Annotated in this window: 25 protein-coding genes; 10 read left to right on the forward strand and 15 right to left on the reverse strand. The window is 67.7% G+C overall.

Annotation, left to right across the window (positions count from 1 at the left end; translation table 11 throughout):
- Positions 1 to 25: 25 nt before the first annotated feature.
- Complete coding sequence (locus E0E18_RS06060) at positions 26 to 1,429, forward strand: SidA/IucD/PvdA family monooxygenase (protein WP_110481027.1); 1,404 nt, start codon at positions 26 to 28, stop codon at positions 1,427 to 1,429.
- Positions 1,426 to 3,138: an amino acid adenylation domain-containing protein gene (locus E0E18_RS06065; RefSeq protein ID WP_066584331.1), complete on the forward strand. Its 1,713-nt coding sequence runs from the start codon at positions 1,426 to 1,428 to the stop codon at positions 3,136 to 3,138. Before E0E18_RS06060 ends, E0E18_RS06065 begins: the two co-directional genes overlap by 4 nt.
- 57 nt (positions 3,139 to 3,195) lie before the next feature.
- On the opposite strand, the gene E0E18_RS06070 is transcribed toward E0E18_RS06065, so the two are convergent.
- Positions 3,196 to 3,552 carry a phosphopantetheine-binding protein gene (locus tag E0E18_RS06070; protein ID WP_161972246.1) on the reverse strand — a complete coding sequence of 119 codons (357 nt, stop codon included), beginning with the start codon at positions 3,550 to 3,552 and terminating at the stop codon, positions 3,196 to 3,198.
- A gap of 103 nt (positions 3,553 to 3,655) precedes the next feature.
- Here E0E18_RS06070 and E0E18_RS06075 point away from each other — a divergent pair, with 103 nt between their 5' ends.
- On the forward strand, positions 3,656 to 10,954 hold the full coding sequence (locus E0E18_RS06075) for a condensation domain-containing protein (RefSeq protein ID WP_130839764.1): 7,299 nt from the start codon (positions 3,656 to 3,658) through the stop codon (positions 10,952 to 10,954).
- Positions 10,951 to 12,639 (forward strand): (2,3-dihydroxybenzoyl)adenylate synthase, encoded by a 1,689-nt coding sequence (locus E0E18_RS06080; protein WP_237559651.1) that lies wholly within the window; start codon positions 10,951 to 10,953, stop codon positions 12,637 to 12,639. Before E0E18_RS06075 ends, E0E18_RS06080 begins: the two co-directional genes overlap by 4 nt.
- A 209-nt stretch (positions 12,640 to 12,848) precedes the next feature.
- Here E0E18_RS06080 and rpsQ read toward each other — a convergent pair whose 3' ends face one another.
- The 12 genes from rpsQ to E0E18_RS13855 all read right to left on the reverse strand — a co-directional run bounded on the left by rpsQ (position 12,849) and on the right by E0E18_RS13855 (position 18,408).
- A complete protein-coding gene (gene rpsQ, locus E0E18_RS06085; RefSeq protein WP_066584335.1) occupies positions 12,849 to 13,130 on the reverse strand; it encodes a 30S ribosomal protein S17 in 282 nt (93 codons plus the stop codon).
- Positions 13,127 to 13,360 (reverse strand): 50S ribosomal protein L29, encoded by a 234-nt coding sequence (gene rpmC / locus E0E18_RS06090; RefSeq protein ID WP_014010886.1) that lies wholly within the window; start codon positions 13,358 to 13,360, stop codon positions 13,127 to 13,129. The genes rpsQ and rpmC overlap by 4 nt, the downstream gene beginning before the upstream one ends.
- Entirely contained in the window at positions 13,360 to 13,776 is a 417-nt protein-coding gene (gene rplP, locus E0E18_RS06095; protein ID WP_066584337.1) for a 50S ribosomal protein L16, read from the reverse strand. Before rplP ends, rpmC begins: the two co-directional genes overlap by 1 nt.
- A 3-nt stretch (positions 13,777 to 13,779) precedes the next feature.
- Complete coding sequence (gene rpsC / locus E0E18_RS06100) at positions 13,780 to 14,526, reverse strand: 30S ribosomal protein S3 (RefSeq protein ID WP_110481022.1); 747 nt, start codon at positions 14,524 to 14,526, stop codon at positions 13,780 to 13,782.
- Entirely contained in the window at positions 14,526 to 14,888 is a 363-nt protein-coding gene (gene rplV, locus E0E18_RS06105) for a 50S ribosomal protein L22 (protein ID WP_066584349.1), read from the reverse strand. Before rplV ends, rpsC begins: the two co-directional genes overlap by 1 nt.
- 2 nt (positions 14,889 to 14,890) lie before the next feature.
- Positions 14,891 to 15,169 (reverse strand): 30S ribosomal protein S19, encoded by a 279-nt coding sequence (rpsS, locus tag E0E18_RS06110; protein WP_066584351.1) that lies wholly within the window; start codon positions 15,167 to 15,169, stop codon positions 14,891 to 14,893.
- Between the two features lie 15 nt (positions 15,170 to 15,184).
- A complete protein-coding gene (rplB, locus tag E0E18_RS06115; protein WP_066584354.1) occupies positions 15,185 to 16,027 on the reverse strand; it encodes a 50S ribosomal protein L2 in 843 nt (280 codons plus the stop codon).
- 38 nt (positions 16,028 to 16,065) lie between these two features.
- Positions 16,066 to 16,371 (reverse strand): 50S ribosomal protein L23, encoded by a 306-nt coding sequence (gene rplW / locus E0E18_RS06120; protein ID WP_066584360.1) that lies wholly within the window; start codon positions 16,369 to 16,371, stop codon positions 16,066 to 16,068.
- Positions 16,368 to 17,018 carry a 50S ribosomal protein L4 gene (rplD, locus tag E0E18_RS06125; RefSeq protein ID WP_066584363.1) on the reverse strand — a complete coding sequence of 217 codons (651 nt, stop codon included), beginning with the start codon at positions 17,016 to 17,018 and terminating at the stop codon, positions 16,368 to 16,370. Before rplD ends, rplW begins: the two co-directional genes overlap by 4 nt.
- Positions 17,015 to 17,671 (reverse strand): 50S ribosomal protein L3, encoded by a 657-nt coding sequence (rplC, locus tag E0E18_RS06130; protein WP_066584369.1) that lies wholly within the window; start codon positions 17,669 to 17,671, stop codon positions 17,015 to 17,017. Before rplC ends, rplD begins: the two co-directional genes overlap by 4 nt.
- Before the next feature lie 39 nt (positions 17,672 to 17,710).
- Positions 17,711 to 18,016: a 30S ribosomal protein S10 gene (rpsJ, locus tag E0E18_RS06135; protein WP_010120790.1), complete on the reverse strand. Its 306-nt coding sequence runs from the start codon at positions 18,014 to 18,016 to the stop codon at positions 17,711 to 17,713.
- 224 nt (positions 18,017 to 18,240) lie between these two features.
- Positions 18,241 to 18,408 carry a hypothetical protein gene (locus E0E18_RS13855; protein ID WP_161972247.1) on the reverse strand — a complete coding sequence of 56 codons (168 nt, stop codon included), beginning with the start codon at positions 18,406 to 18,408 and terminating at the stop codon, positions 18,241 to 18,243.
- Between the two features lie 425 nt (positions 18,409 to 18,833).
- Between E0E18_RS13855 and E0E18_RS06140 the strand changes: the two genes are divergently transcribed.
- The 6 genes from E0E18_RS06140 to E0E18_RS06165 are packed head-to-tail and all read left to right on the forward strand — an operon-like array spanning position 18,834 to position 22,286.
- Positions 18,834 to 19,343, forward strand: a complete 510-nt coding sequence (locus E0E18_RS06140; RefSeq protein ID WP_130839766.1) for an Asp23/Gls24 family envelope stress response protein — start codon at positions 18,834 to 18,836, stop codon at positions 19,341 to 19,343.
- A 9-nt stretch (positions 19,344 to 19,352) separates the two neighbouring features.
- Entirely contained in the window at positions 19,353 to 19,841 is a 489-nt protein-coding gene (locus E0E18_RS06145) for a hypothetical protein (protein WP_066584374.1), read from the forward strand.
- Complete coding sequence (locus E0E18_RS06150; RefSeq protein WP_066584380.1) at positions 19,838 to 20,026, forward strand: hypothetical protein; 189 nt, start codon at positions 19,838 to 19,840, stop codon at positions 20,024 to 20,026. The genes E0E18_RS06145 and E0E18_RS06150 overlap by 4 nt, the downstream gene beginning before the upstream one ends.
- Positions 20,027 to 20,032: 6 nt before the next feature.
- Positions 20,033 to 21,088 carry an Asp23/Gls24 family envelope stress response protein gene (locus E0E18_RS06155; protein ID WP_130839768.1) on the forward strand — a complete coding sequence of 352 codons (1,056 nt, stop codon included), beginning with the start codon at positions 20,033 to 20,035 and terminating at the stop codon, positions 21,086 to 21,088.
- Positions 21,085 to 21,726 carry a DUF6286 domain-containing protein gene (locus E0E18_RS06160; protein WP_227871180.1) on the forward strand — a complete coding sequence of 214 codons (642 nt, stop codon included), beginning with the start codon at positions 21,085 to 21,087 and terminating at the stop codon, positions 21,724 to 21,726. The genes E0E18_RS06155 and E0E18_RS06160 overlap by 4 nt, the downstream gene beginning before the upstream one ends.
- Positions 21,723 to 22,286: a hypothetical protein gene (locus E0E18_RS06165; protein WP_130839770.1), complete on the forward strand. Its 564-nt coding sequence runs from the start codon at positions 21,723 to 21,725 to the stop codon at positions 22,284 to 22,286. Before E0E18_RS06160 ends, E0E18_RS06165 begins: the two co-directional genes overlap by 4 nt.
- Positions 22,287 to 22,465: 179 nt before the next feature.
- Here the strand turns inward: E0E18_RS06165 and tuf are convergent, their stop codons facing one another.
- Together tuf and fusA are read right to left on the reverse strand one after the other, a co-directional pair.
- A complete protein-coding gene (gene tuf, locus E0E18_RS06170; RefSeq protein WP_130839775.1) occupies positions 22,466 to 23,656 on the reverse strand; it encodes an elongation factor Tu in 1,191 nt (396 codons plus the stop codon).
- Between the two features lie 376 nt (positions 23,657 to 24,032).
- Positions 24,033 to 26,159, reverse strand: a complete 2,127-nt coding sequence (fusA, locus tag E0E18_RS06175) for an elongation factor G (RefSeq protein ID WP_130839777.1) — start codon at positions 26,157 to 26,159, stop codon at positions 24,033 to 24,035.
- Between the last annotated feature and the right edge of the window lie 21 nt (positions 26,160 to 26,180).

Below are 26,180 nucleotides of genomic sequence, written 5' to 3' on the forward strand. Positions count from 1 at the left end.
AAAGCCGTCAGGAGTTCGCCCTACCGTGAAGTCACTCGCCATCCTCGGTGCCGGCCCGAAGGCCGTCGCCGTGCAGGCCAAGGCGCACGCACTGCGCCGTCTCGGGCTGCCTTCCCCCGACATCACCGTCATCGACTACCAGGGCATCGGCGGTAACTGGAGGTCCGGTGGAGGCTGGACCGACGGTCGCCATCAGCTCGGAACCTCACCCACCAAGGACGTGGGATTCCCCTACCGCACGCGGATCGCCGCTGCAGCGGACACCGACCCTCTCAACCGTGCCGTCGACCGTGAGCTCATGTCGGTGTCGTGGCCGGCCTTCCTGGTGGCCACCGACCGTTACGCCGCATGGGTCGACCGGGGGCATCCCGCCCCCCGCCACTACCTCTGGGCCGACTACCTGCGCTGGGCGGCCGTGAACACCGGAATGGACCTCGTCAACGGACAGGTCACCAGGATCGGTCTGAGAAACGCCCGACGCACCGGACGTCGCGACGCCGACGGATGGTCACTCTCGGTGGATCTGGCGGACGGGTCAACCACCCGGATCACCGCCGACGCCCTGCTCGTGACCGGACCCGGCCGCTCCGACCGGCGCATCGCACCACTTCCGACCGTGATGTCCGTCTCCGGCTTCTGGTCCGCCGTCGGATCCGGCAGTCTTCCCGCCGCCAGCCGGGTCGCCGTCATCGGCGGAGGGGAGACCGCGGCGTCGGTGACCGACGAGATCATCCGTCACACCGTCGTGGACATCTCCGTGATCTCCCCCACGGCGACCATCTTCTCCCGCGGGGAGGGGGTGTTCGAGAACGAGATCTACACGGACCCGCGCAAGTGGGTCGAGCTCGACGAGGACGCCCGCCGTGACGTGATCGCACGGTGCGACCGTGGAGTGTTCTCCGGCCGGGTCCAGACCAGTCTCATGGCCGAGGACCGGGTCAGTCACCTGCGAGGACGCGTCCTCTCCGTCAATGACCACCACGGCTCGGCGGCAGTCCACGTCGCCCGCAGTCTTCCCGGGGGGCAGGTCGCGGAGCACACCGAGATCTTCGATCTCGTCATCGATGCCCGGGGGAACTCCCCGCTGTGGTTCACCCGCATGATGGACGACAGGGTCGTCGCCTCGCTGATCTCCGCCTGCGGTGGTCCTGTGACCACCGCCGCCGTCGAGGACCGGATCACCCCCGACCTGAGCCTGGGCGGTATGCGGCCCACCCTGTTCCTGCCCGCCCTCGCAGGCTTCCGACAGGGACCCGGTTTCGCGAACCTGAGCTGCCTCGGCGAACTGTCCGACCGTGTCCTCGCCGGTCTCGGCGTCAGCCCGGCACAGCCCCCCGCCGCCGGCCCGGCACAGCCCCCCGCCGCCGGCGGAGTGCCGACGGACCTGTCGACCGGCACCTTCCCCTCCTCCGAAAGGATCACCCAGTGAGCGCCCCTAGTCCCGTCTACACCGGTCGCCGCGACGACCTGCGCTTCGGCCCGGCACACCCGGTCGAACCCGGGACCCTCGACGAACTTCTCGCCCGGACCGCCGCCCGGGTCCCGGAACAGACGGCGGTCGTCGGCGACGGCGGTCCGCTCACCTTCGCGGAGGTCGACCGTCGCGCCACCGCCGTGGCCCGCTATCTGAGGGACCGGGGCATCGGAACCGGTGACAGGGTCGTCGTCGTGGCCAACCGCTGCGGCTGGATGTCCGCCGTCGTCACCGGAATCATCCGCGCGGGCGCGGTGTACGTCCCCGTCGATGCGTCCTACCCTGCGGAGAGGGTCAGCTTCATCTTCTCCGACTGTGAACCGGCCGCCGCATTCGCCCTCGGGGGCGCCTCCCTGCCGGAGGACCTCGCCGAGAGACTGACGAAGTCGGGGGTTGTCACAGCGACCGTCACGGACGATTCCCCCCTGGGCAGGGCCCTCATCGACGGTTCCGCCGACCCCGCATGGTCCACCGTCGGCACTTTCACCCGCGCCGAGCAGTCCCGTCCGCTCACCGGGGAGGACCCCTGCTACATCATCTACACCTCAGGTACCACGGGGACGCCGAAGGGTGCGGTGAACACCCACCGGGGTGTCAGTGCACACATGCAGTGGATGGGACGGGCCCTGACAAGTGTCGGTGACACCACCACCCCCATCCGTATGCTCCAGAAGGCCCCGGTCAGCTTCGACGTGGGCGTCGGGGAACTCATCGGCCCGCTGGCCACCGGTGGTGCCGTCGTCGTCCCGCCACCGGACTGGTGGCCCGGGGACGTCGACGCCCTGGTGAAGATGATCGCCGGATATGACGTCACAGTCATGTCGATGGTCCCCTCGTTGATGCGGGTACTCTTCGACGTCCTCGACGACCTCGGGGTCCCGCTGTCCACCTTCTCCAACATCCGTCACATGATCTTCGGCGGTGAGGCGGTGCCCGCCGACATCGTCCGACGCTCCCTCGACGAGATCGGCTGCCGGGTCTACGGACTCTACGGCCCCACCGAGACCGCCATGGACGTCACCTGGGTGGAGTACACCCACGACCTGGTCGGAGCCTCCGACTTCGACGACACCGCCAGCCTGCTCGGACTTCCCGAGGACAACGTGGCCTGCTACGTGGTGACCGAGGAAGGAACGGAGGTGGCCCCGGATGACGGGGACATCCCCGGCGAGCTCTGCCTGGCCGGACCGCAGGTCGGCCTGGGCTACCTCAACCGGCCGCAGCAGACCGCCGCGGCGTTCGTCCCCTCCCTGCACCCGGAAGTTGACGGTGGGCGGATGTACCGGACCGGCGACATCGTCGCCTGGACGACCGTGGGAGGACGCCGCGTGCTGAAGTTCCTCGGCCGTATCGGCGACCAGGTCAAGATCAGGGGCAACCGCGTCGAGCTCGGTGAGGTCGAAGCGCACCTGCGGGACCTGCCCGGTGTCCGGCAGGCCGCCGCCGTCGCCGTCGACCAGGACGGTTCCCGGGCACTGGTCGCCTTCGTCGTCGCCGAAGAGGACGCCACCCCTGACGTCACCGCACTGGCCGCGCAGCTCGGCGGTACCGTGCCCGAGTACATGGTGCCGTCGCAGATCTCGGTCATCACGGAACTGCCCGTGAACGCCAACGGCAAACTGGACCGGAGAGCGCTCGCAGATCTGGTCCAGAACCCCGGGTGATCCGCAGCACCGTCCGTCGACCTGCCGGCCCGGCCGGTGCCCGCCGGTCTGCCGGGCTCAGTCCCCCAGATCCTCCCCCAGATCCTCCAGGAGTTCACGCCAGGCGGACAGTGAACTGTCCTCGGCGAGGTCGGCGAAATCCGCCCGGTACCCCTGTTCGCGGAGGAAGGAGACTACCTCGACCAGCCGGACCGAATCCAGTCCCTGGTCCATGAGCTCCTCCTCCGGGTCGATCTCGGAGACCCCGATGTTCATCAGCCCGGCAACTTTCGCGGTGAGCCGATCCATCACGGCGTCCAGCTCCGCTGGGCCCGCCCCCGGAGTCCCCGCACCGGCCGGAACTGCACCCCCGGCGTCCCCGGTCGTCCCGGTCGTCCCGGTCGTCCCGACTGTCCTGTCGTCCTGTTCAGACATAGTTCCCTTCTCCATCCAGTTCTCTGCGTGCACGCGGACGTACCGCGCGCACTCTACCATCCGGATCAGCTAAGCCTCACCAGACCTGAAAGGTCACCAGACCGTGTCTTCACCCGCACACCTCGAACTCGGAGCCGCCCAGCGCGGCATCTGGAACGCCCAGTTGCTCGACCCCGCATCCCCGTACTACGTCGTCGGTGAGGTCCTGGAACTGGAGGGACTGACCCCCGGAGCAGACGGAAGGTCACCCGTCGACATCCTGGCGGAGGCGGTCCGGCTGACCGTCGACGAATCGGAGACACTGCGACTGCGTTTCACGGACACCCCGGACGGGCCACGCCAGTACGTCGACGACACCCCCGCACCGCTCCCCGAGGTCCGGGACCTGTCAGACGCACCCGACCCGCGACTGCTGGCCTCGGCCGTGATCGACGCGGAGAAGGCGTCCTGCGGGGAACACTGGTGCACGATGACCGGTGGACAACTGCACCGGTACCTCATCCTCGACCTCGGCTGGACCGGAGGTGACCCGGACAGGGGCCGCACCGTGTGGTGCATCCAGCTCTACCACCACATCATCGTCGACGGGTACAGTGCCGCCCTGCTCACCCGTCGTACCGCCGTCCACTACACAGAGCTTGCCGGAGGACGCCCCGCGCGCCGGAACAGGTTCTCCCCGGTCGCCGACATTGTCGCGGCAGACCGCGACTACACCACTGACGAGGGCCCCTCCGGCCGTGACGCCGACCGTGCCTTCTGGCACGACTATCTCACCCCCGCCCCGGACACCACCGGGAGGGAGGACCACGTCCACGGAGCCGGCACGTCATCGACCACCACCACACTCCGGATCACCGCGGCGGAGATGGACGCCCTGCGCACCCGAGCCCAGTCTCAGGGACTGGTCTGGTCCGACCTGGTCATGGCCGCGTACGGGGCGTGGCTGCGCAAATTCGGCCTCATCCCTTCCGTCCCTTCCGTCAGCTCCACCGGTTCTGACGCCGAAGCCCTGCTGGCGATGCCGATGATGGCCCGGACCAGCGGAGTGCTGCGCCGTACCCCGGCGATGCTGGTGAACATGCTTCCGGTCCGCTTCCCCGTCCGAGGTGACGCCACCCTCGACGAGGTCGCCGCCGAGGCCGGGGCCGCGCTCGACACCGTCCGGCCCCACCAGCGTTTCCCCGGCTCTGAGCTGGCCCGGGACCTCGGACACCCTGCCGTCCTGCACGGCATCGGGATGAATCTCAAGACCTTCGACTTCTCCCTCTACTTCAACGGCACGGTCGGCGTCCTGCGCAACATTGCCGGCGGTCCTCCCGAGGACCTCGTCCTCGTGGTCACCCCCGCCGCCGACGGTGGCACGGACATCGCCTTCGAGACCGATCCACGCAGTGTGGACGCCCCGACGGCACTCCGGCGTCTCCGGGACATCCACGCCCTGCTCTTCGACGTCCCCGGGTCGACCCCTCTGTCACAGATCCGACTCCGGGACGCAGAGACGTGGGCACGGACCGCGGCCGCGCGTGCCGGTGAACCGCTCCCCCGACCGGTTCCCGGACTCGACGGGAGGATCGACTCCCTGGCCTCCCGGGACGGCTGGGAGGATGAGACCCGTCCCCTGCTCGTCTCCGACGACGGGGCCACGGAACTCACCGCGGCGCAGACCGCTGCCCGGGTCGCCGCCCTGGCCCGCACTCTGTCGGCGGACACGCCCCCGGGCTCGGTCATCGCACTGGACCTTCCGAAGTCCCCGGAACTGGCGGTGGCCGTCCTCGCCGTGTGGAGGGCACACCGGGCCTTCGTCATCCTGGACCGGGAGCATCCGCAGGCCCGGCGCGCCAGGATCCTCACCGACTCCGGGGCCGTCGCCGTCCTCGGGGAGTCCGCCGTCCTGCGGCCCACCGGGGTCCGCGCCCCCTCCGCCGACGACGTCGAGGTCCCTGACCTGGCCTATCTCCTGTACACCTCCGGGACGACCGGTACGCCCAAGGGGGTGCAGATCACCAGGTCCGCCGTCGAGGCACTGCTGGCCGGTCATTCGGTGCACCTGTGGAAGGACGCCTGGTCCCGCTCCGTCGACGGCAGGCTCGATGTCGCGCACACGGCGTCCTTCTCCTTCGACGCCGCACTCGACCAGCTGGCATGGATCTTCACCGGGGCCACCGTCCACCTCTACGACAGGGACACCGTCGGGGACCCCGCCGCGATGCGGGCCGCACTGCTGCGCGACCGTATCTCGGTGCTCGACGCCACCCCTTCACTGGCCGGGGCGCTCATCGACTCCGGTGCCCTGGGAAGTGCACTGGAAAGCTCGGACGTGTCGACGGTGATCCTGGGAGGAGAGGCTGTACCGCAGTCACTGTGGGACCGCCTGGTGTCGGTCGGCGGGGACTCCGGCGCACGTCCGGGCCGGTTCGGTGCCTGGAACGTCTACGGTCCCACCGAATCCACCGTCGACGCCCTCATGGCCCGGGTCGCCCCCGGTCCGGTGAACATCGGCCGCGCCGTGCCCGGTACCGTCGCCGAGATCCTCGACGTCGACGGTGAACCCGTCCCTGACAACGAGACCGGTGAACTGTACCTGTCCGGTCCCCAGACCGCTGTGGGCTACCGGGGGATGCCGGAACGGACCGCCGAGGTCTTCGACACCGTCCGTCCTGCCCGACCGGACCCGGACGGCTCTCAGGAGGGGAAGGACGCCACGGGCGGGGTGCGCCGCTACCGTACCGGCGACCTCGTCCGGTGGGTTCCCGGCCGAGGCGGTTCGGAGGACTCCGGGGCGACCCTGTTCCTCGGCCGGGCGGACGACCAGCTGGAGATCCGCGGACACCGGGTGGAACCCGGGGAGGTTGAGGCAGCCCTTCTCGCACTGCCCGAGGTCACCGCGGCGGCGGTGGGAACCTTCGGTGAGCCTGGCGCGCTGCGGCTGGTCGCCCATGTCTGCCTCACCCGGGAGGCGTCCTCCCAGGTGCCCCCGTTCGACGTCCGTTCCGCTGTCGCCGCCACGGTGCCCTCCCACCTGGTCCCGACGAGGGTGCGGGTCCATGACAGGCTTCCCCTCACCGTCGGCGGAAAAGTCGACCGGCGGGCACTGGAGGAGTGGGAGGCCCTGAACGGCAGTGCCGGTGGTGCGGCAGGTCCCGCCGGTACCCCTGCTGCTGACGCCCCCGGCCTCCCCGCCGACCCCGGTCCCGGAGACACCGTGGAACCTGCAGGTGCGGGTCCTGTGCTCGCCGATGTCCTCGCCCCGCTGCTCGGTCTCTCCGACGCGGCGCAGGTTCCCCTCGACCGCGACTTCATCTCCCTCGGCGGCGACAGCATCGCCGCCCTCACCGCCTCCGGAAGACTACGGATGCGCGGCTACGCGGTGCCCGCCAGGGAGTTCCTCACCGGGACCCTGCTCTCGGACATCGCCACGTCCGCGGAACCTGTCACACCCGCCGGAGCCCTGTCCGCCCCCACCTCCGGTGCTGTCTCCGGGACACGCCCGGCCGGAGAGGCCGGCGGCGGTACCGCCGTCGCCACGGGGGCACTGCCGACCGTGCCGCTCCCCGCTGACACCGCCCTGTGCGGCACCCTCCACGGAATCGACCCGGAACTGGGCCTGCCCGGAGGTCGTGCCGGACTCCTCGCCGCGGTGCAGAACATGATGACCACCCACGGGGCACTGCGGGCCGTCTTCGACCCCACCGGCGACGACGGCCCCCGGTTCATTGTCCCGCGGACCCCGCTGACCGTCCCCGACGCTGTCATCTGCGAAGCCCCGGCCGGCCCCGGACAGGACGCCGCGCTCACCGCGGCACTGCAGCCGGAACGTGGACTCGTGTGGCAGATCACCCCACCGGACGCCGAGGGTGAGGTACGGGTCTGCGTCCACCGTGGCGTCCTCGACCCCGGTGCAGCGGACATCTTCCTCGGGGAACTGCACCGGGCGCTCACCGGACTGCCGCTGCAGCCCTCCCCCGGCTCGTGGCGGGCAGCCGCACAACTCCCGGTGCGGGTCGCCCCTGTCACCGGGTCGGCCGCGTCACCGCTGGTCTTCGACCTTCCTGATCCGGAGGCTCTCACCGAACTGCTCCCGGAGCAGTACGGGACGGGTGTCGGGGAAGTTCTCACCGCGCTCGCCTCCCTTGCCACCGGGGCCCCGGTGGGCCTGCGTGACAGGCCGTCCGCTGCCCGGGGCGTCCTCGGTTCCCTGACCCGGACCCGGGTCGTCCCTGCAGCGGCAGGAGCCTCCGACCTGGACGGACGGGAAGGAAAATCAGACAGGGCGAAGTCTGTCCTCCTCGGGGTCAAGGAGGCCTTCAGAACCGGGCGACCGGCTGAGGACACCCCCGCGCTCACAGTGTCGTCCGTCCCGGGAAGCCTGCTGCCCGCCGGGCGGGTACTGCTCACCGCAGGTGCACCCCACCTGCTCGTCAGCACCGGAACCGGGGACGCCCCCGACACGGGGCAGACGACGGTGCTCACCGCCAGGCTCTACCAGGGCTCCCCCGAACTCGTGGAACGACTCACCGGGGCCGCTGTCGCCCTGGCCGTCCTCGCCCGGACAGGTCAGGGGGGCTGCAGCCCCTCCGACCTGGTGCACCTGCCGCCGAACCTCCGGCCGGTCAGCCGGGACCTCATCGACCTCTGGGAGGGTACGCACGGCCCCCTGGCCGATGTCCTCCCCCTGTCCCCCCTGCAGGAAGGACTCCTCTACCACGCGGTCGCGGGAGGGGACGGGTACGTCCTCTCCGCCGGTATCGACCTCGCGGGGGAGGTCGACGTGGACCGTCTCCACGACGCGTTCCGGGCGGTCCTCCGCCGCCACGGTCTGTTGCGCGCCCGCATCGACTCCGACTCCCTCGACGAACCGGTGCAGCTCATCCCCCGCCGGGTCACACTGCCCTGGCGGACGGTGGCCTTCTCCCACCTGCCCGCGGACGCCGCCGCAGGAGCCGTGAAGGACCGGTTGCGGGCCATGGCTGCCCGCAGGATCGATCTCGCCACCGGTCCGCTCGTCGCGGCAGCGCTCATTCTTCTCCCCCGGCAGCCCCTCCCCGACAGCAGGCCCGGAAACAGCGCCGGCCAGCCTGCCGGCCCCAGCGCAGGCCCCGGTGCAGGCCCTGGTGCCGGGGCGGCCGGCGCGGCCGGCGCCTCCTCCGCGGTACCGGAGCAGGACCTGCTCACCGCGTCCGCCTGTCTCGTCCTCGGCAACCACCACCTGCTCACCGACGGATGGTCCACCCCGGTCATGGTCCGCGACCTCCTGGCCCTCTACCACGGTGACCCCCTCCCGGAGACCGCCCCGTACTCCGACTACCTCGACTGGCTCGCGTCCAGGGAAGACTCCGGGGAAACGGCCGCCGACGAGGACGCCTGGCGTGAACGCCTCGCCGGTCTCGACCACGGCACCCTGATCCGCGACATCGCCCCGGCCACCCCTGACGACCTCGAAAGGGCAGGCAGGGTCACCGGAGAGTCCGTCGACGAACTGACCGTCCCCGACTCCCTCGCGGCCAGGGCACGGCACGCCGGAGTGACCGTGAACACCCTCCTGCAGACGGCCTGGTCCCTGACGCTGGCTGCGCTGACCGGTGCGGACGACATCGTCTCCGGGACCACGGTCTCCGGGCGTCCCACCCAGCTGCCCGGTATCGAGGACACTGTCGGACTGTTCATCAACACACTGCCTGCACGGGTCACCCTCGACCACTCGCAAACCCTCACCGACACACTCCGCAACGTCGGACGTATCCAGGCCAGGATGACCGCACACGACCAGGTACCGCTCAGCCGGATCGAGCAGCTCGCCGGTGCCGGTGCACTGTTCGACTCCCTCGTCGTCGTCGACAACTTCCCCTCCCTGCCGCCGGTCACCGGAGAACAACTGTCCCGGGGCAGGATCGGGGTCACCGACGTGCAGGTCGACGGCATGACCAGTTTCCCGGTGTCAGTGGTCTCACCGCCGGCGGCCCCGGGTGAACCGGTGCGCGTGGTCCTGGCCCACCGCCCCGATCTGGTGGACTCCCGTTTCGTCGACGCGGCACGGACAGTCCTGACCCGGGTACTCGGCTACTTCGCGGACGCCGGTGCCGGGAGCGCCGGGAGCACCGGAGAGGTCACGGAGGCGGCGGAGCCCACCGTCGGCGATGTTCTCGCCGGGCTTCCCCGGTGGACACGGGAGGACGCCACCACCGCACCTGCCCCCGCCCGCTCCACGCTTCCCGCGCACACCACAGCCGTCACCTCCCACTCCGGTGGCCGCCCGGCCGCCGACGGTACCGCCGACGGTACCGCCGACGTGCCTGACCCGGGCGAAGTCAGCTCGACCGTCGCCCGCGTCATGGCGTCCCTCCTGAAGAAGGACCACGTCGGTGAGCACGACAACTTCTTCGACATCGGCGGCCATTCCCTCCTCGCCATGCGACTGCTGGGCAGACTGCGACGGGAGGGGCTCGAGAACGTCACCATCCAGGACATCGTGGAGACCGGTTCACCGGCTGCCCTGGCAGCACGACTGAGCGGGGGCGGGAGCAGTCAGATCCTGCCCCTCGGCCCGGGAACCCGGACACCCCTGTTCGCCGTCCATCCCGGCGGAGGTTTCGCCCTGCCTTTCCGTGGCCTCGCCGACCGGCTTTCGGCCGAGGACGTCCCCGTCACCGGCCTGCAGCTCCCCGACCCCCACCCGGAGGTCACCGATCTCTCCGAACTCGCCTCCGGCTACGTCGACTCCGTCATGCAGGTGCAGGACCACGGCCCCTACCGGCTGCTCGGTTACTCTTTCGGCGGTGTCCTCGCCCAGGCGATGACGGCCGAACTTCTCCGCCGGGGTGAACAGGTCTCCTGGCTCGGGATCATGGACGCCTACCCCGCCGGTCACGGTCCCGTCACCCGGAGCACGGCAGACGCGGTGAACGCGGCGAACGCGGCAGGCACGGCAGACGTGGCAGACGCGGCAGACGCGGCAGGCCGGGGCGGCAACCTCACCGCCGCCCAGATCGCCGCTGTGGCCGGGGTTCCCGACATCGACGACCTCCCCGGGGGCGCAGAGGCCGCCGACGCGGTCACCCGCACCCTGGGCACGAACCTCGCCTACTGCGACGGTCTGCTTCGCTCGGCATCACCCGTCGACCTCTCGGGATTCACGGGCGTGGTGCAGCTCATCGTCGCCACCCGTGCCGACCCCCGGGTCGCAGGACTCCACGGAGCACCCGGTGGCTGGGATCCGGCCACCGCCTGGGCCGGTGTCTGGGATCCGGCCACCGCCTGGGCCGGTGTCTGGGATCCGGCCACCGCCTGGGCCGGTGTCCTGGACACTCCTCCCCGCGTCCTCGAACTCGACCTCACCCACGCCGGACTGGCCACCGATGCCGGCTGGGACGCCTCGACCCCCTCGATTCTGAAAGGACTGCAGTGAACCCGAACCCGTCGACTGTTCCCGGGACTGATTCCCCCGCCGACCCCCGTAACGCCCTGGAGGCGGCGACTGATCCCGGCGTCCTCGCCAACGGCATCCCCGTACAGGACGCCGAACGCTACCGGTCCTGTGGTGCCTGGACCGGGGACACGCACTGGAAACTCTTCCGACGTGCCGTCGACGCGTGGCCCGGACGGCCCGCCGCCGTCGACCGTCACCGCAGCGTGACCTGGGCCGAACTCGACGACGGTGTGTCGCGGGCAGCCGCAGTCCTCGCCGACGCCGGGGTGGGCCGCGGTGACGGCGTCATCATCCAGCTGCCGAACTGCGTCGCCTACCTCGAGGCCGTGTTCGCCCTCTGGCGGATCGGTGCGGTCCCCGTGTTCTCCCCCCCCGCGCCCGGCTCCTCCGAGATCCTCCATTCCGCGTCCCCCGCGCCGGCCCGCCACTACCTATCCACAGCCCGGCCCGACCGCCATCTCAGCCGGGTACACGCCACCGTGGCCGCCAGGACGGACATCACCGGCATCTACGTCGACACCTGGGCCGAAGACCCCTGGAACTCCGGTGACCTGCACGCCGACGACCTCGCCGTCCCCGCGCCCGCCGAAGTACCCGCCGACGAGCTTGCCTTCCTCCAGCTCTCGGGCGGGACGACCGGGGTACCCAAGCAGATCCCCCGCACCCACGACGACTACCTCTACTCCGTCCGCGCCTCCCTGGAGGTCTGCGACCTCCACCACGGCGACGTGCTTCTCGTCGCACTGCCGGCGTCCCACAACTTCACGATGAGTTCCCCCGGCATCCTCGGCGCAGTGCACGTCGGGGCGACAGTGGTCTTCTCCCCCGACCCCATGCCCACCGAGGTGCTACCCCTCATCGCCGAACACCGGGTCACCCACCTGGCCCTGGTCCCTCCTGCGCTGATCAGCCTGCTGAACTTCCCCGACCGTGACGACCATGACCTCTCCACTGTCCGCACAGTGTGGGTGGGAGGGGCGAAACTGTCTGAGGCGGCGGCACGCCGGGTCACCCCGGAACTGGGATGGAAGCTCCAGCAGGTGTTCGGGATGGCTGAGGGCCTGGTCAACTACACCCCGTTGGACGCCACGGTCGAGGAGACCGTCTCCACACAGGGCCGGCCCATGAGCCCGTGGGACGAGATCCGGGTCGTCGACGACCATGACGAGGACGTCCCCGAGGGTACGCCCGGCAACCTGCTGACCCGCGGACCCTACACCATCCGGAGGTACCACCGCGCCCCCGAGGTCAACGCCAGGTCATTCACCCCCGACGGGTTCTACCGCACCGGGGACATCGTCGTGTTCAAAGACGGTTGCCTCACCGTCGTCGGCAGAGCGAAAGACCAGATCAACCGGGGTGGGGAGAAGATTGCGCCGGAAGCTGTCGAGAATGCGCTGCTGACCCACCCCGCCGTGCACGACGTCTCCGTCGTCGGCGCCCCGGACGAGGTACTCGGAGAAAAGATCCACGCCTTCATCATTCCCCGGCCTGAGTTCCGTGCGGACCCGCACGCCGCGGGCCTGACCGCGACAAAACTGCGGAAGTTCGTCAGGGCTGCCGGCCTCGCCAGCTTCGCCGTGCCTGACATCATCGACATTGTCGACAGTTTCCCGTTGACGGGTGTGGGAAAGGTGTCGAAGAAGCAGCAGCAGACCCGCTGACACGCGCTCAGTGCCCGGACATCCGGCGCCGGTCAACAGCGGGCCGGTACGTGGTGGGGCGGGGCACGGCCCTGCCCACGTCCGCCGGATATGCCGAAGGTCCCCGCCCCGGAACTCTCCCGGGACGGGGACCTGTGACACGGTGCGGGGCCTGCCGGCCACCGCAGAGAACCAGCCGGGCCCTGCCGGGCCGGCTTGTCCTGTACGGCCTACTTGGCCTTCTCGACGATTTCGACGAGACGGAAGTGCTTGTCCTTGGACAGCGGCCGGGTCTCTTCGATGCGGACCAGGTCGCCGATACCGGCGACGTTGTCCTCGTCGTGCGCCTTCACCTTGGTGTTGGTACGCATGATCTTGCCGTAGAGGGCGTGCTTCTTACGGTCCTCGAGCTCGACGACGATGGTCTTGCTCATCTTGTCGGACACGACGTAGCCGGTCCGGACCTTGCGGGCACCCTTGGTGTTCTGGTTGGTCACGTTGGTCTCACTCATGCTGCGTCACCCTCCGGAGCGGTGGACAGGCCCAGCTCGCGCTCACGGAGCACGGTGTAGATCCGGGCGATGTCGCGCTTGACGGTGCCGAGGCGACGGTTGTTGGTCAGCTGACCGGTGGCGTTCTGGAAGCGCAGGTTGAACAGCTCCTCCTTCGCCTCCTTCAGCTTGGTGGTCAGCTCATCGTTGCTGAGGTCACGGAGCTCGTGGGCCGGTGTACCGGTAGCCATCAGAACTGATCCTCCTTCTTCACGATTCGCACCTTGCAGGGGAGCTTGTTGCCCGCACGACGGAGCGCCTCGAGGGCAACTTCCTCACTCGGGTAGCTCATCTCGAACAGGATACGGCCGGGCTTGACGTTCGCGACCCACTTCTCCACGGGGCCCTTACCCGAACCCATACGCACGCCGAGCGGCTTCTGGGTCAGGGGGCGGTCCGGGAAGATGTTGATCCACACCTTGCCACCACGCTTGACGTGGCGGTTGATGGCGATACGGGCAGCCTCGATCTGGCGGTTGGTGATGTACGTCGGCTCCAGGGCCTGCAGGCCGTAGTCGCCGAAGGTCACGCGGTTGCCGCCCTTGGACACACCGGAACGGTGCGGCCGGTGCTGGCGGCGGAACTTTACCCGCTTGGGGATAAGCATGGGTTAACCCTCCTGCTTCTGGTCGGCACGCGGACGCCGAGCTCCTCCGCGACGCGGACGCTCGCGACGGTTGCCGCGGGCACCGCGGTCCTCGCGGGCGTTGAGCAGGGACTCGCGGCGGCCACCGACGACGTCGCCCTTGTAGATCCAGACCTTCACGCCGATGCGGCCGAAGGTGGTGTGGGCTTCAAAAGTACCGTAGTCGATCTCGGCCCGCAGCGTGTGGAGCGGGACGCGACCTTCGTGGTACCGCTCGGTGCGGCCCATCTCGGCACCGCCGAGACGACCCGAGCAGACAACCTTGATGCCCTTGACCTGGGGCTGACGCATGGCGGACTGGATCGCCTTGCGCATTGCCCGGCGGAAGGCCACGCGGTTGCTCAGCTGCTCAGCGATGGACTGGGCCACGAGCTGGGCGTTGGCGTCAATGTTCTTGACTTCGAGGATGTTGAGCTGCACCTGCTTACCGGTGAGCTTCTCCAGACGGCCACGGATCCGGTCCGCCTCGGCGCCGCGGCGTCCGATGACGATGCCCGGGCGGGCGGTGTGGATGTCCACGCGGACCCGGTCGCGGGTGCGCTCGATGACGACGTCGGCGATGCCGGCGCGATCGAGGCCCTTGGACAGGAACTCGCGGATCTTGATGTCCTCGGCGAGGTAGTCAGCGTACTGCTTGTCGGCGTACCAGCGGGAGCGCCACTCGGAAGTGATACCCAGCCGGAGGCCGTGGGGGTGAATCTTCTGGCCCACTACTGAGCACTTCCCTTCTGGCTCTCGACAACCACGGTGATGTGGCTGGTGCGCTTGCGGATCTGGAAGGCCCGACCCTGGGCGCGGGGCTGGAACCGCTTGAGCGTCGGTCCTTCGTCGGCGAAAGCCTCGGAGACGACGAGCGTGCGGGGGTCCAGGCCGAAGTTGTTCTCGGCGTTCGCGGCGGCGGATGCGACAACCTTCGCGACCGGCTCAGAGGCCGACTGCGGGGCGTAGCGCAGGATCGCCAGCGCGTCCTCCACGGACTTGCCGCGGATGGTGTCGATGACGCGACGTGCCTTCATCGGGGTGACCCGGACGAACTTGGCGGTGGCGCGTGCGGAATTGATGGTGTCGGACATGACTATCGCCGACCCTTCTTGTCGTCCTTGATGTGACCCTTGAAGGTCTTGGTCGGGGCGAACTCGCCCAACTTGTGACCGACCATCGAGTCGTCGATGAACACCGGGACATGCTTCCGACCGTCGTGGACGGCGAAAGTGTGGCCGATGAAATCGGGGAGAATGGTCGAACGGCGCGACCAGGTCTTGATGACCTTCTTGGTGCCGGCGTCGTTCTGGGCGTCCACCTTCGCGAGGAGGTGTTCGTCCACGAACGGGCCCTTTTTGAGGCTGCGTGGCATTCTCAACTACCTCCTTTAGCGCTTCTTGTTCTTGTTGGCACGGCGACGGCGGACGATCAGCTTGTCGCTCGGACGGTTGGGCTTGCGGGTACGGCCCTCCGGCTGGCCCCACGGGGAGACGGGGTGGCGGCCACCTGAGGTCTTGCCCTCACCACCACCGTGCGGGTGGTCGACCGGGTTCATCACGACACCGCGGACGGTCGGGCGGACGCCCTTCCAGCGCATACGACCGGCCTTGCCCCAGCGGATGTTGATCTGGTCGGCGTTACCGACCTCACCGACGGTGGCACGGCAACGGATGTCGACGCGACGGATCTCGGAGGACGGCATACGCAGGATCGCGTACGGGCCTTCCTTACCGAGCAGCTGGATGCTGACACCGGCGGACCGGGCGAGCTTGGCGCCGCCGCCCGGCTTGAGCTCCACGTTGTGGATCGTGGTACCGGTCGGGATGTTGCGCAGGGGAAGGTTGTTCCCCGGCTTGATGTCGGCCTGTGCCCCGGTCTCGACGACAGCGCCCTGCTTCAGACCCTTCGGAGCGATGATGTAACGCTTCTCACCGTCGGCGAAGTGCAGCAGCGCGATGTTCGCGGTGCGGTTCGGGTCGTACTCGATGTGCGCGACCTTGGCGGGCACGCCGTCCTTGTCGACACGACGGAAGTCGATGACGCGGTAACGGCGCTTGTGACCGCCACCCTTGTGACGGGTGGTGATGTGACCGTGCACGTTACGGCCACCGGTCTTGGACAGCGGGCGCAGCAGAGACTTCTCCGGGGTCGAACGAGTGATCTCGTCGAACTCGGACACGGAACTCTGGCGGCGACCCGGCGTAGTCGGCTTGTACTTGCGAATAGCCATACTTCTGCTCTCTCTTTACCTGTCGGTGACGACTGCCCTCAGGCGGTCGCACCACCGAAGATGTCGATGGGCTCGCTGCCGGCGACCAGGGTGACCATGGCGCGCTTGGTGGCCTTGCGCCGCCCGAAACCGGTGCGGGAACGCTTACGCTTTCCCGGACGGTTCAGAGTGTTGACGCTGGCGACCTTCACACCGAAGATCTCCTCGACGGCAATCTTGATCTGGGTCTTGTTGGAATCGGGCCTCACCAGGAACGTGTACACGTTCTGCTCCATGAGACCGTAGGACTTCTCGGAGACGACGGGGGCGATGATGATGTCCCGGGGATCGGCGACAGTGCTCACTTTGCCTCCTCCTTCCTGCTGGACTGCTCGACGAAGGTGTTGAGAGCCTCGACAGAGAAGATGACGTCGTCCGCGTTGAGGACGTCGTAGGTGTTCAACTGGTCGGCCGCCAGAGCGTGGACACCGGAGAGGTTGTTCACGGACTTCCAGGCGGTGACGTCGTCACGGCCGAGAACCACGAGGACGGACCTGCGGTCAGTGAGCCGCTCGATGAACGTACGTGCCGACTTCGTTGACGGGGTCTGGCCTGCGACCAGCTCCTCGACGAGGTGGATCCGCTCGTTGCGGACACGGTCGGTGAGGGCTCCGCGCAGCGCGGCGGCCTTCATCTTCTTCGGGGTCCGCTGGTCGTAGTCACGCGGCTGCGGACCGTGGACCGTGCCACCACCGGTGAAGTGGGGGGCGCGGGTGGAACCCTGGCGGGCACGACCGGTGCCCTTCTGACGGAACGGCTTCCTGCCGCCACCGGAGACCATGCCACGCGTCTTGGTGGCGTGGGTACCCTGTCGCTTCGCGGCGAGCTGGGCCACGACGACCTGGTGCATCAGCGGCACGGACGGCTCGACGTCGAAGATCGACGCCGGAAGCTCGACGGTGCCGTTGGTGGATCCGTCAGCGGTGTGGACGTTGAGGGTCAGATTGCTCATGCGTGTGCACCGCCCTTCACTGCGGTCTTGACGGTCACGATGCCGCCGTTGATTCCGGGAATCGCACCCTTGATCAGGAGCAGGTTGGACTCGGCGTCCACCCGGGCGATCCTGAGGTTCTGCAGGGTGACTCGCTCGTTGCCCATCCGGCCGGCCATCCGGGTGCCCTTGAAGACACGACCGGGGGTGGCGCAGGCGCCGATGCCGCCGACACGGCGGTGGGCGGCCTGGTTACCGTGGGAGGCACCCTGGCCGGCGAAGCCGTGGCGCTTCATTGCGCCGGCGTAGCCCTTGCCCTTCGAGGTGCCGGTGACGTCCACGTAGGTGACGTCGGAGAAGAGCTCGGCGGTGATGTCCTGGCCGACCTCGTAGGCGGACGCGTCGTCGACGCGGAACTCCACCATGTGACGGCGCGGGGTGACTCCGGCCTTCTTGTAGTGACCGGCCTGCGGCTTCTTGACCTTGCGAGGGTCAATGTCGCCGAAGGCGATCTGGACGGCTTCGTAGCCGTCAGTGTCCTTGGTGCGCACCTGGGTGACGACACAGGGCCCAGCCTCGACGACGGTGACCGGAACGACCCGGTTGTCCTCGTCGAAGATCTGGGTCATGCCGAGCTTCTTGCCCAGGATGCCCTTGATCTCGTTTTCGCTCATTATTCTGCTCCGCTGCTCAGTTCCGACTCAAGCCCAGGGTTACTGGATGTTCACGTCGACGCTGGCCGGAAGATCGATGCGCATCAGGGCGTCAACGGTCTTCGGCGTCGGGTCGAGAATGTCGATGAGCCGCTTGTGGGTGCGCATCTCGAAGTGCTCGCGAGAATCCTTGTACTTGTGCGGCGAACGGATGACGCAGTACACGTTCTTCTCGGTGGGCAGAGGCACAGGGCCGACCACGCGGGCACCCGTGCGGGTGACCGTCTCGACGATCTTCTTGGCAGAAGCGTCGATTGCCTCGTGGTCATAGGCCTTGAGCCTGATGCGGATCTTCTGTCCCGCCACGCTAGTCCTCTTCCTCGTTCCCCGTTCCATGACGGGTCGGTGTCCTTGTCCCGGCCCGATGGCGTGGGAACTTTCAATTTTCTTGGTTAACGCTGTCCGGCTGATGAAGCTGGCACAGACGCCAGTGTCTTCATGACCGCACTGGTTCCGACGTCTGGCCCGGTCGACGGAGGGGAGGCAAATCACCGCTGCACCGTCGTGCCGGACGACGGTCATGAACCGAGTCATCCGAGGAAGAGCCCCATGATCTGGCGTACGGGACCCTCGCTTAACTGCCGCTGTTTATTTGCCATGCCCCACTCCGGCTCCCGCAGGACGACCACCGACGAATCGACGACCGTGACCCTGCTTCGGAACCCGTGGACGGTCGTGGGACCGCCTCCGTGGTTCATGATCACTTCACCATCACCCCCGTCTTGCCCCCGGAAGCGAGTTCCGGGCACGCAGGAGGCATGTCAAAGCAACGTCGATGATTTAACCACGTCGCCTGCGCACAGGACAAATCCTGCACGCGACCGGTTCCGCGCGGTCCACCCGGTGCCGGATCACCTCCGCGACACCGCCTCTGTACAACAGAGATCCGGGACCCGGACCGCAGCACCGATCACAGGACAGATCACGCGAAGGATCACAGGGGCGATCACAGGTCCTGTCAGGAGACCGGCGGACTCCTGCCCGGGCGTTTTCGGGATCTCCACCGGTGAGAACGTCTACCATGGGTCGGGAACACCCGGGCCCGGACAGGAGAACCTGACGGCCCGTTGCCCCATCCGACCAGCAACCGTCCCGCATCACCGAACCTGGAAAGGACTCGCCCATGACCAGCAATGTCCCCGAAAGCACCACGAAGACGGACACCGGGGCGGACGCCACCGGCGGCACCTCCCCCGCTGTCCCGGAGAGCACCGGCTCCGACCTCGTGACCGACCACGGTCGCACCTCCGTCGCCGACGTGGTGGTCTCCAAGATTGCCGGCATGGCCGCCCGGGAGGTCACCGGGGTCCATGATCTCGGTGGCTCCACCGCACGTGCACTGGGAGCACTTCGCGAGCGCATTCCCGGTGGTCGGGTCAATGTCCAGCAGGGCATCTCGGTGGAGGTCGGCGAACGCCAGGCGGCCGTCGACATCTCCATCGTCGCCGAATACGGTGTGGCCATCCACGAACTTGCCGAGGCGATCCGCCGCAACATCATCATCTCCGTCGAAGAGATGACCGGACTCGAGGTGACCGAGGTCAACGTCACTGTTCACGACGTGCACCTGCCCGGTGACGACGAGGAGGACGATCCGGAGCCTGTCGCCGAGAAGAACCCGCGCGTCCAGTAGGGACACACCATGACCCACTCCTCCAGGTCCGCCGGGTCTTCCGGATCATCCGGTTCATCCGGATCCTTCCGGGACGATCCTGAGTATCTCCGCGCGCGTCGCCGGATCATCCGGGACAACCACCCCGATGTGGGCGGGTCGGACGAGGCACTCATCGCTGCACTCGCTGACCTTGACGAGCGCTGGAGCCGCCGTGTCCGGCACCGTGCGGAGCTCGGGGACATCCGGCTTCCGGGATTCATCCCGGACGATGTCGCCCGTCAGGCCACAGACCTGGCCGAGCAGTACACCGATGAAGTCCTGAGACGTGCCGGGGAAATGCAGGAGCGTGCACGACGTGTGGTGGAGGCCCAGACTCCCCGGCTCCGGAAGCTCAGACGGGAAGCCGGCAGAACCGCCGGCACTGTCGTCCGCTCGGTCCAGGAGCACCTGCCCCGACGGTTCCCGGGGGCGCGAAGGTACACCTCGACCGGAACCAACAGAACGGAGAAGAAATGAAGTATGCGACAGTTCTCGGCGTGCTCTTCGGTTTCCTGCTTGCAGTGGGGGCACTGTGGGCGGGCGTCACCGGATTCCTCGTCGTCGCCGTCCTGTGCACCGTCGGCGGAGTCGTCGGAGCACATCTCGAAGGCATCATCGACCTGCGGGCCGTCTTCAGCTCAGGGCACCGCGGACGCGGGTGACCGGCCGTGTCTGACTCCCCCGTGACCGTCGACGACCGTGTGGTCCGAGCCTATGCGATGCAGGCGGCGCTGAGCGTCCCCGGCGTCATCGACCACGCGTCCGGGATCAACAGGATCACCGGTCGTCATCTTCCCCGGGCCGACGTGCGGTGGAACGCAGCCAGGACAGGTGTCTGGGTGGACATCCAGATCGCCGTCGTCTGGCCGGCACCGGTGGTGGATGTCGCCGCCACCGTGCGCGCGACCGTGTCCACCTGGATCACCGCGGCCGTCGGAGTGGACGCCGCCGTAGTCAACGTCGACGTCGCCGCGGTCGTCCCCGTTCCGGGACAACGCGTCACCGGCGGGGACCTTGACCGGGTGAAACCCGCACCGCACCTCACACCCGTCACCGCCGTCCCACCTGCCGTCTCGACACCGCAGGTCAACAGGGCCGTCGTCAACCCACTGCGACCTGCAGCACCGGTCCGCCCCCGTCCTGTCCGGGTGCGCGCAGGTCGCCCGGTCCGTCCGGAGCATGTCCCGGTACCTCCGCCTCCGCAACTGCGCCCTGTCGGTACGCCCGTACCACCCACGGTTCTGGGAGTGCCGGTACCTCCACCGCACCTGCCGGTGCCCGTCACTGTCCCCTACCATGGCGCGTTGGCACCGGTGACGGTGAGTCCGCGACCACCGGTACAGATCCCGGAGACCCCGGCCACCCCCCGACCGACGCCCGTCATCACCGTGCACCGACCGCCCCGGTCACCGGATGTTCCCCCGCACCGCCCCGTACTGCACGATATCCCCACTCCCCCGGGGCCGCGGATAGAGAACGTTCCCACCCCCGACGGCCTTCCTGTGTCCAACATACCCACACCGGAAGGACTGCCTGTGACTGTCTTTCCCCAGGTGACGCGGCGCGGTCTCACGCCGGTCACGGTCAATCATCCCCCACTCACCCCGGTCACCGTCAACCGCAGGAGTAGGACGGGCAGGAGGGGCGCAGTGGATGCCGGCGATCGCGGAGACACCCCGGGTCCCGGCGCAGCACAGGCGTCCCAGCAAGGAGATCAACCGTGAGCCGCACCGAGATCACTGACACAGGAACCCGACCGTCGTCCACTGACCGGGCGGTCACGGACAACCGGGACACTCCCCCTTCTGCCGACCCGGCTCCCCGTCCCGCGGCGTCCCCCCGTGCCCGGTGGCTGACCATGCTGCTCGGTCTTCTGCTCGTCGCTGCCGGGGCAGCTGCCGTCCACGATCTGCTCGTCGTCCGCGGATCGCTCTCGGACAGCCAGTGGCTCACCCCGGCGTACACGTGGATCGCCGACCTGCACTACGCACCCTGGATCCTTCCTGCGTCCGTTGTCAGCGCCGTACTGGCGCTGCTGCTGCTGGTCGCTGCCTTTCGGCCACGCACCCGGACCCATCTCTCGTTCGCGGGAGATTCGGCACTCCATGCGCGTCCCGTGGACATCGCCCGTCTCAGTACCGCCGCAGCTGAACGGGCGCGGGGCGTACTCAGGGCCTCGACGGTGGCGACCAGGAAGAAGATCACGGTCACCGTCACGAGTGCGGCCCGGGACACCGCTGACAGGGACGCCGTGACCACCGCCGTCACCCGGGAGGTCGGAAACGTCGCCTCTCTACTCGACCCGACGCCCACCGTCACCGTGAAAATCACCTCACCCACCACCGGAGGAGACAAGAGATGAACAGAGGCAGGGCCGCCTTCGACAGACTGGTCATTTTCATCGTCGCGCTTGTTTTCGCGTTCCTCGCGGTATGGGGTATCGGAACGGCAGCGGGGGCGCCGTTCGCCTCACGCATCTCCGACCACGCCGACAGGGACTTCTGGCGGGAGCTGCCGCTCCGGGACAATTACGACGACATTCTGCGTATCGCCGCCGTCGTCCTCGTCACCGTCGGACTGCTGCTCATACTCGTCAACGTCGGACGCCGCAGGCTCGGCCGGATCACCTCCCCATTGTCCGACCCCTCGGGGGAACTACGCCTCCACCCCGCAGACCTGGGGTCCGCCGTCGCCCAGACCTTCGAGAACCGGCCGGACGTCACCTCGGCCACCTTCCGCGCCCTGCGGGACCGTGCCACGGACGTCATCGAGATCCGTGTCCGGTCCGCGGCGGAAACAGACATCACCGCACTACGGGACGCCTGTCGCCTGGCCGCGGCCGACATCCGCGCTGCTTTCCCGGACCAGGACATACGGCCGCGTTTCCTGCTTCAGGTCGAACAGGTCCGGCACCGGAACTGACCCCCTCAGCGGGGCCTCCCGGTGAGTCCGACCCTTCCCCCGGCTGTGAAGCTACGGCAAACCCCCGCCCGTCCCTCTGAAAGGGACGGACGGGGGTTCCCACGTCCTGCCATGCCGGTGCTACCGGCGATCACCCGCCGACAGTCCGGAAACCCCGGACTGTGCAGGTGGAGCAGAAACTAGTCGTTGATCTTGGTCACACGACCGGCACCGACGGTGCGTCCACCCTCACGGATGGCGAACCGCAGACCCTCGTCCATGGCGACCGGCTGGATGAGCTCGACGGCCATCTCGACATTGTCGCCCGGCATGACCATGTCAGTGCCCTCAGGCAGCTTGACGACACCGGTCACGTCGGTGGTCCGGAAGTAGAACTGCGGACGGTAGTTGTCGAAGAACGGGGTGTGGCGGCCGCCCTCGTCCTTGGACAGGACGTAGACGGAACCCTCGAAGCTCTTGTGGGGGGTGTAGGCGCCCGGCTTGGCGACGACCTGGCCGCGCTCGACATCCTCACGCTTCAGACCACGCAGCAGCAGAGCGGCGTTGTCGCCGGCCTCAGCGGTGTCCAGAAGCTTGTTGAACATCTCGATGGAGGTGACAGTGGTCTTCTGGGCCTTCTCGCGGATGCCCAGGATCTCGACCTCCTCGTTGATGTTCAGGACGCCACGCTCCACACGACCGGTGACCACGGTACCGCGGCCGGTGATGGTGAAGATGTCCTCGATCGGCATGAGGAACGGCTTGTCGGTCTCGCGCACCGGATCCGGGATGGAGTCGTCGCAGGCCTGCATGAGGTCGAGGATCGACTGGGTCCACTTGGGATCGCCCTCGAGAGCCTTCAGGGCGGAGATGCGGATGATCGGGGCGTCCTCGTCGTACTCCTGCTCGGCGAGGAGCTCCCGGACCTCCATCTCGACGAGCTCGATGAGCTCCTCGTCATCAACCATGTCGCACTTGTTCAGGGCGACGAGGATGTAGGGAACGCCGACCTGGCGGGCCAGGAGCACGTGCTCACGGGTCTGCGGCATCGGGCCGTCGGTGGCGGCGACCACGAGGATGGCACCGTCCATCTGAGCCGCACCGGTGATCATGTTCTTGATGTAGTCGGCGTGACCCGGGGCGTCCACGTGGGCGTAGTGGCGCTTCTCGGTCTGGTACTCCACGTGGGAGATGTTGATCGTGATACCGCGCTCACGCTCCTCCGGCGCCTTGTCGATGGCGTCGAAGGCGAAGGCCTTGTTGAGGTCCGGGTAGGTGTCAGCCAGAACCTTGGTGATGGCGGCGGTCGTGGTGGTCTTGCCGTGGTCGACGTGACCGATCGTGCCGATGTTAACGTGGGGCTTCGTACGCTCGAACTTAGCCTTCGCCACTTTTGTCCTCCTGGACTTCTCGGTGGCCACGACTCTCGCGACCACTTGACTGAAACTCCCGCTACAGGGGTGCACCGCCGGTTGCGGTGATCTGTTCCGGGCCTTACTAGTGCCGGTTACAGCATCTGACAGTGTGCTGTCGGGCGGATTACACCCGGCCCTTCCGACCGAACCGAGGTCGGTCCCACCGGACACACTGCGGCTGGGTAACGGCCAGCACCCAGCATCCTAACGCACTTCCCCCGACGGTGAAAAACGGGGTGGACGTGAGGTATACGGAGTGCAGGCCCCTACCCCCCCGCGGACCCGACGGCGGCGGAAAACCGCGCCCGACCGGTCCACGGGAGACAAGGTGACAGGACAACGTGACAGTATGTCAGGCGTTGCCGTTGCGCTCGGCGATGATCTCCTGCGCCACGGAGGAGGGGACCTCTCCGTAGGAGTCGAAGATCATCGTGTAGTTCGCGCGACCCTGGGTCTTCGACCGCAGGTCACCGACATACCCGAACATTTCGGACATCGGAACCTTGCCCTTGACGATCTTGGCGCCCGAACGGTCCTCCATCGCGGAGATCCGACCGCGACGGGAGTTGATGTCGCCGATGACCTCACCCATGAACTCCTCGGGTGTGGTGACCTCGACAGCCATCAACGGCTCGAGCAGGACCGGCTTCGCCTTGGCGACAGCGGCCTTGAGAGCCTGGGAACCGGCGATCTTGAACGCCATCTCGGAGGAGTCGACCTCGTGGTAGGCGCCGTCGATGAGCGTCGCCTCGATGTCGACCAGCGGGAACCCTGCCAGGTAGCCGTACTGCATGGCGTCCTGGATACCGGCATCCACCGACGGGATGTACTCGCGGGGGATGCGGCCACCGGTCACAGCGTTGGTGAACTTGTAGTTCGGGTTCTCACCCTCCTCAAGCTCCTCGGGATCCGGGTTGTACGGGGCGATCCCGATGATCACCTTCGCGAACTGGCCGGAACCACCGGTCTGCTTCTTGTGGGTGTACTCGACCTTGTCGACAGCCTTACGGATCGTCTCACGGTAGGCCACCTGGGGGGCGCCGACGTTAGCCTCCACCTTGAACTCACGCTTCATCCGGTCGACGAAAACGTCGAGGTGCAGCTCGCCCATGCCACCGATGATGGTCTGGCCGGTCTCCTCGTCGAGTTCGACGGTGAAGGTCGGATCCTCCTCGGTGAGGCGCTGAATGGCCACACCGAGCTTCTCCTGGTCAGACTTCGTCTTCGGCTCGATGGACACCTTGATCACCGGATCCGGGAAGTCCATGGACTCCAGCTGGATCGGGTTCTGGATGTCGCACAGGGTGTCACCCGTGGTGGTCTCCTTCAGACCGATGAAGGCGTAGATGTTGCCTGCATGGGCCTTGTCGACCGGGTTCTCCTTGTTGGCGTGCATCTGGAAGAGCTTCCCGATGCGCTCCTTCTTGCCCGTGACGGCGTTGAGGACCTGCTCACCGGGCTCGACGCAACCGGAGTAGACACGCACGAAGGTGAGCTTGCCGAAGAACGGGTGGGCGGCGATCTTGAAGGCGAGCGCGGAGAACGGCTCGTCGTCAGAGGGCTTCCGGGTGAGGATCTCGTCCTCGTGGCCGGGCTTGTGGCCCTCGATCGCCTCGACGTCCAGCGGGGACGGGAGGAAATCGACGACGGCGTCCAGAACCGGCTGGATACCCTTGTTGTGGTACGCGGTACCACAGAACACCGGGTAGATTTCCGACGCGATGGTCATCTTCCGGATGGCGGCCTTGATCTCCTCGAGGGAGAGCTCCTCACCGGCGAAGTACTTCTCCATGAGCCCTTCATCGGACTCGGCGACCGTCTCGAGCAGCTTCTCGCGGTACTCGGCGGCCCGGTCGGCGAGATCGGCGGGGATCTCCTCGATGGTCGGCTCAGCACCGACCTCGACCTTGCCGCGCCAGGTGATGGCCTTCATCTGCAGGAGGTCGACGACGCCGTCGAAATCATCCTCGGCACCGATAGGCAGCTGCATGACCAGCGGCTTCGCACCCAGCCGGTCGATGATGGTCTGCACGGTGAAGTAGAAGTCCGCACCGAGCTTGTCCATCTTGTTGACGAAGCAGATGCGCGGGACGTCGTACTTGTCCGCCTGGCGCCACACCTGTTCCGACTGGGGCTCCACGCCCTCCTTGCCGTCGAAGACGGCGACAGCGCCGTCAAGGACACGCAGGGAGCGCTCAACCTCGACGGTGAAGTCGACGTGACCGGGAGTGTCGATGATGTTGATCTGGTTGCTGTTCCAGAAACAGGTGACGGCGGCGGAGGTGATGGTGATACCACGCTCCTTCTCCTGCTCCATCCAGTCGGTGGTGGAGGCTCCGTCGTGAGTCTCTCCGACCTTGCGGTTGATACCGGTGTAGAAGAGAATGCGCTCGGTGGTCGTGGTCTTACCGGCATCGATGTGGGCCATGATGCCGATGTTGCGGACCTTGCTGAGATCCTTCTGCACTTCCTGTGCCACTGTGGTTCCTTAAGGTCTGTG

The sequence above is a fragment of the Corynebacterium neomassiliense genome (assembly GCF_900626215.1).
In the GTDB taxonomy this organism is placed as follows: domain Bacteria; phylum Actinomycetota; class Actinomycetes; order Mycobacteriales; family Mycobacteriaceae; genus Corynebacterium; species Corynebacterium neomassiliense.

What these genes read in the sequence shown, in the direction of transcription:
- E0E18_RS13855 (WP_161972247.1), bottom strand. Translation starts at nt 18,408, where the DNA reads ATGAACCACGGAGGCGGTCCCACGACCGTCCACGGGTTCCGAAGCAGG.
- rpsQ (WP_066584335.1), bottom strand. Translation starts at nt 13,130, where the DNA reads ATGAGTGAGACCAACGTGACCAACCAGAACACCAAGGGTGCCCGCAAG.
- E0E18_RS06165 (WP_130839770.1), top strand. Translation starts at nt 21,723, where the DNA reads ATGAACAGAGGCAGGGCCGCCTTCGACAGACTGGTCATTTTCATCGTC.
- rplP (WP_066584337.1), bottom strand. Translation starts at nt 13,776, where the DNA reads ATGCTTATCCCCAAGCGGGTAAAGTTCCGCCGCCAGCACCGGCCGCAC.
- rpmC (WP_014010886.1), bottom strand. Translation starts at nt 13,360, where the DNA reads ATGGCTACCGGTACACCGGCCCACGAGCTCCGTGACCTCAGCAACGAT.
- rplB (WP_066584354.1), bottom strand. Translation starts at nt 16,027, where the DNA reads ATGGCTATTCGCAAGTACAAGCCGACTACGCCGGGTCGCCGCCAGAGT.
- rplV (WP_066584349.1), bottom strand. Translation starts at nt 14,888, where the DNA reads ATGTCCGACACCATCAATTCCGCACGCGCCACCGCCAAGTTCGTCCGG.
- E0E18_RS06145 (WP_066584374.1), top strand. Translation starts at nt 19,353, where the DNA reads ATGACCCACTCCTCCAGGTCCGCCGGGTCTTCCGGATCATCCGGTTCA.
- rpsS (WP_066584351.1), bottom strand. Translation starts at nt 15,169, where the DNA reads ATGCCACGCAGCCTCAAAAAGGGCCCGTTCGTGGACGAACACCTCCTC.
- rplD (WP_066584363.1), bottom strand. Translation starts at nt 17,018, where the DNA reads ATGAGCAATCTGACCCTCAACGTCCACACCGCTGACGGATCCACCAAC.
- rplC (WP_066584369.1), bottom strand. Translation starts at nt 17,671, where the DNA reads ATGAGCGAAAACGAGATCAAGGGCATCCTGGGCAAGAAGCTCGGCATG.
- E0E18_RS06150 (WP_066584380.1), top strand. Translation starts at nt 19,838, where the DNA reads ATGAAGTATGCGACAGTTCTCGGCGTGCTCTTCGGTTTCCTGCTTGCA.
- E0E18_RS06140 (WP_130839766.1), top strand. Translation starts at nt 18,834, where the DNA reads ATGACCAGCAATGTCCCCGAAAGCACCACGAAGACGGACACCGGGGCG.
- E0E18_RS06070 (WP_161972246.1), bottom strand. Translation starts at nt 3,552, where the DNA reads ATGTCTGAACAGGACGACAGGACAGTCGGGACGACCGGGACGACCGGG.